The organism is uncultured Limnohabitans sp., assembly GCF_937889215.1.
GTDB lineage: Bacteria > Pseudomonadota > Gammaproteobacteria > Burkholderiales > Burkholderiaceae_C > Limnohabitans_A.
Genome location: NZ_CALBEX010000411.1, coordinates 1 through 2,914, shown reverse-complemented (window position 1 = coordinate 2,914; position 2,914 = coordinate 1). Strand labels below are relative to the sequence as shown.

Below are 2,914 nucleotides of genomic sequence, written 5' to 3'. Positions count from 1 at the left end.
AGGTGTGGCCAGTGCCACCACGCGCAGCGTGGTGGTCTCTTCTTTGTCGGTTTTGGGTCTGGATTTCATCCTGACCGCGCTGATGTTCAGCATTTGAGAGAGAAATACCATGCAACGTTCCAAAAATGATGTCTGGGTCGGTTTGTTTGTTTTGCTCGGCGCTGTGGCTGTGCTGTTCTTGGCGCTCAAGGCGGCCAATTTGCTGACCTGGAGCTTCACCAACGACTACGAGGTCACGGCCAAGTTCGACAACATTGGCGGCCTCAAGCCAGGGGCCGCCGTCAAAAGCGCCGGTGTGGTGGTCGGGCGCGTCAAAAAAATTGAGTTTGATGGCGAGTCTTTTCAAGCCAAAGTGACCTTGGGACTGCAGCCTGAGCATGCATTTCCGCAAGACAGCTCCTTGAAGATTCTCACCAGTGGCTTGCTGGGTGAGTAATACCTGGACGTTTCCCCGGGTGCGGACGAGAAGAATTTGGCCGCAGGTGACCGGATTGGCTCCACCCAATCGGCGGTGATCTTGGAAAACTTGATCAGTCAATTTTTATTCAGCCAAGCTGAAAAACCTGCCGCTGGAGGGCAATGACCATGGTGAATTGGATAAAACGGAGCGCCCCGTTGGCGCTGATCTGCGGTGTGCTGTTGTTGCAAGGCTGTGCCGCTGTGCAGACTGCCGATGCGCGTGACCCTTGGGAGTCTATGAACCGCAGCATTTACAAATTCAATGACGTGGTCGACACCGCGGCCATCAAGCCTGCAGCCCAGATTTATGAGACCGTGACGCCGCGTTTTGTGCGGACAGGCATTCATAACTTTTTGGGCAACATTGGCGATGTGTGGTCCATGGCCAACAGTGCCCTGCAACTCAAGGGACAGGCCACGGTTGAAACCTTCATGCGCATCAATGTGAACACCTTTTTGGGTTTGGGTGGTTTGCTCGACGTGGCCACTGAAATGCGGCTCGAAAAACGCAAAGAAGACTTCGGCCAGACCTTGGGTTATTGGGGTGTCAAGCCGGGGCCGTATCTGATGCTGCCTTTGCTCGGGCCTTCCACTTTGCGCGACACGGCAGCTTTGCCGCTGGACATGCAGGGTGACGCTACGCAGCAGTTTTCAGACCAGGCTACCCGCAACGTCTTGACGGTGACCCGCGTGCTGGATGTGCGCACCGGTTTGCTGCAAACGGTGGACGTGGTCAAGGCCGCTTCACTGGACCCTTATTCCTTTGTGCGCGATGCTTACCTGCAAAAGCGACGAAACGACATCTACGATGGCAACCCCCCGTCCACCTTCGACTACGGCGATGAGTCGAAGTAGCCGTTACAGTTTTTCACAAGAACCTCGGCCACTGGCCTTATATTGAACGCATGCACATCCAAGTTTCTAACGCCATGTTCGACCGTCGCCAATTTCTGACCAACACAGTTGCCACTTTGTGCGCAGCGGTCGTGCTTTCGGCACCTGGCTTGGCCATGGCCGCTGACGAAGCGCCAGAGGTCTTCATTCAGCGCATCGCGAACGAAAGCCTGAACACCATCAAGGCCGACAAATCTTTGCGCAGTGGCGACATCAGCAAGATCATGCAACTGGTGGACACCCAGGTCATGCCGCACGTCAACTTCCGTCGCATGACCGCGCTGGCCACTGGCCCCGCTTGGCGCAAAGCGACAGCCGAGCAGCAAAAACGTCTGCAAGAAGAGTTCAAAGTCTTGCTGGTCCGCACTTACTCTGGCGCATTGAACCAAATCACCGATCAGGTGGTGGTGGTCAAGCCCTTGCGTCCTGGGCAACAAGACAAAAACCTGGTGGTCAACACCGAAGTGCGAGGCAAGGGCGATCCGATTCAGCTCGATTACCGTTTGGAGAGAACGCCGGGCGAGGGTGCAGGCTGGATGATTTTTGATCTGAATGTGCTCGGGGTGTGGTTGATTGAAAACTACCGCAACCAGTTCACCAAAGAGATCAATGCCGGTGGCCTTGACGCGTTGATTGCCAGTTTGGCGGCACGCAACAAGTCCAACGCCAAGGCCTCTTGAGCGGTCCAGACACCATGAGCCCCCTGAAGTTGCCTGACACCTTGCTGCACGATCAGGCCAATACATGCTTGGCCCAGTGGATGTCACAGTTGCCGGCCGAACCGCCTGCAGTGGTGGTCATGGACGCTTCCGAGCTGTCTGAGTTTGATTCCTCGGCACTGGCCGTTTTGCTCGGTTTGCGCCGGGTTTTGGCTGAAAAAGGCAGTGCCTTGACCATCCAGGGCATGACGCCTGGGTTGGCCGAGTTAGCCAGTTTGTACGGTGTGCTTGACCTGCTTGCACAGGTCTGAAACTGCGCCTTTCAGGTCTTTTTGTGCCGATCACCCTGCTTCGCCTCGGGGTCTGCATGCCTGCACTTAAAATAGTCCCCTCCCATGCCTGCACTCTCATTCCAAGCCGTCTCTAAGATTTACCCTGCCAAACTGGCAGGCACAGCCGCGTTCAAGGCGCTTGACCAAGTCAGTTTTGATGTGCAGGAGGGTGAATTTTTTGGCTTGCTCGGCCCCAACGGTGCTGGGAAAACCACCCTGATCAGCACTCTGGCAGGCTTGAGCCGCCCCAGTACTGGTCGTGTGTTGGTGCATGGCCACGACGTGCAAAGCGACTACGCTGCCGCCAGGCGTCTCTTGGGGGTGGTGCCGCAAGAGCTGGTGTTTGACCCGTTTTTCACGGTGCGAGAGGCTTTGCGCATCCAGTCGGGTTATTTTGGCGTCAAGAAAAACGACGCCTGGATCGACGAGCTGCTGAGCAGCTTGGGGCTGGCCGACAAGGCGGGTGCCAATATGCGCCAACTCTCGGGCGGCATGAAGCGGCGTGTGCTGGTGGCTCAAGCCTTGGTGCACAAGCCTCGCGTGATCGTGCTCGACGAGCCCACCGCCGGG

At 56.6% G+C, this 2,914-nt stretch carries 4 protein-coding genes and 2 pseudogenes; all 6 read left to right on the top strand.

What is annotated here, in order from left to right; translation table 11 throughout:
• Positions 1-97: pseudogene (locus Q0341_RS10435) on the top strand (ABC transporter permease); the annotation flags it as partial.
• A 12-nt stretch (positions 98-109) separates the two neighbouring features.
• Positions 110-583 (top strand): annotated as a pseudogene (gene mlaD, locus Q0341_RS10430) (outer membrane lipid asymmetry maintenance protein MlaD).
• Positions 584-585: 2 nt separating this feature from the next.
• Positions 586-1,314 (top strand): VacJ family lipoprotein, encoded by a 729-nt coding sequence (locus Q0341_RS10425; protein WP_299512949.1) that lies wholly within the window; start codon positions 586-588, stop codon positions 1,312-1,314.
• 74 nt (positions 1,315-1,388) lie between these two features.
• Positions 1,389-2,033, top strand: coding sequence for a phospholipid-binding protein MlaC (locus Q0341_RS10420; protein WP_299512951.1), 645 nt, complete (start codon positions 1,389-1,391; stop codon positions 2,031-2,033).
• Between the two features lie 14 nt (positions 2,034-2,047).
• Entirely contained in the window at positions 2,048-2,323 is a 276-nt protein-coding gene (locus Q0341_RS10415; protein ID WP_299512947.1) for an STAS domain-containing protein, read from the top strand.
• Between the two features lie 84 nt (positions 2,324-2,407).
• The coding region (locus Q0341_RS10410) for an ABC transporter ATP-binding protein (RefSeq protein WP_299512945.1) at positions 2,408-2,914 on the top strand (507 nt) is incomplete at its 3' end.

What these genes read in the sequence shown, in the direction of transcription:
- Q0341_RS10425 (WP_299512949.1), top strand. Translation starts at nt 586, where the DNA reads ATGGTGAATTGGATAAAACGGAGCGCCCCGTTGGCGCTGATCTGCGGT.
- Q0341_RS10420 (WP_299512951.1), top strand. Translation starts at nt 1,389, where the DNA reads ATGTTCGACCGTCGCCAATTTCTGACCAACACAGTTGCCACTTTGTGC.
- Q0341_RS10415 (WP_299512947.1), top strand. Translation starts at nt 2,048, where the DNA reads ATGAGCCCCCTGAAGTTGCCTGACACCTTGCTGCACGATCAGGCCAAT.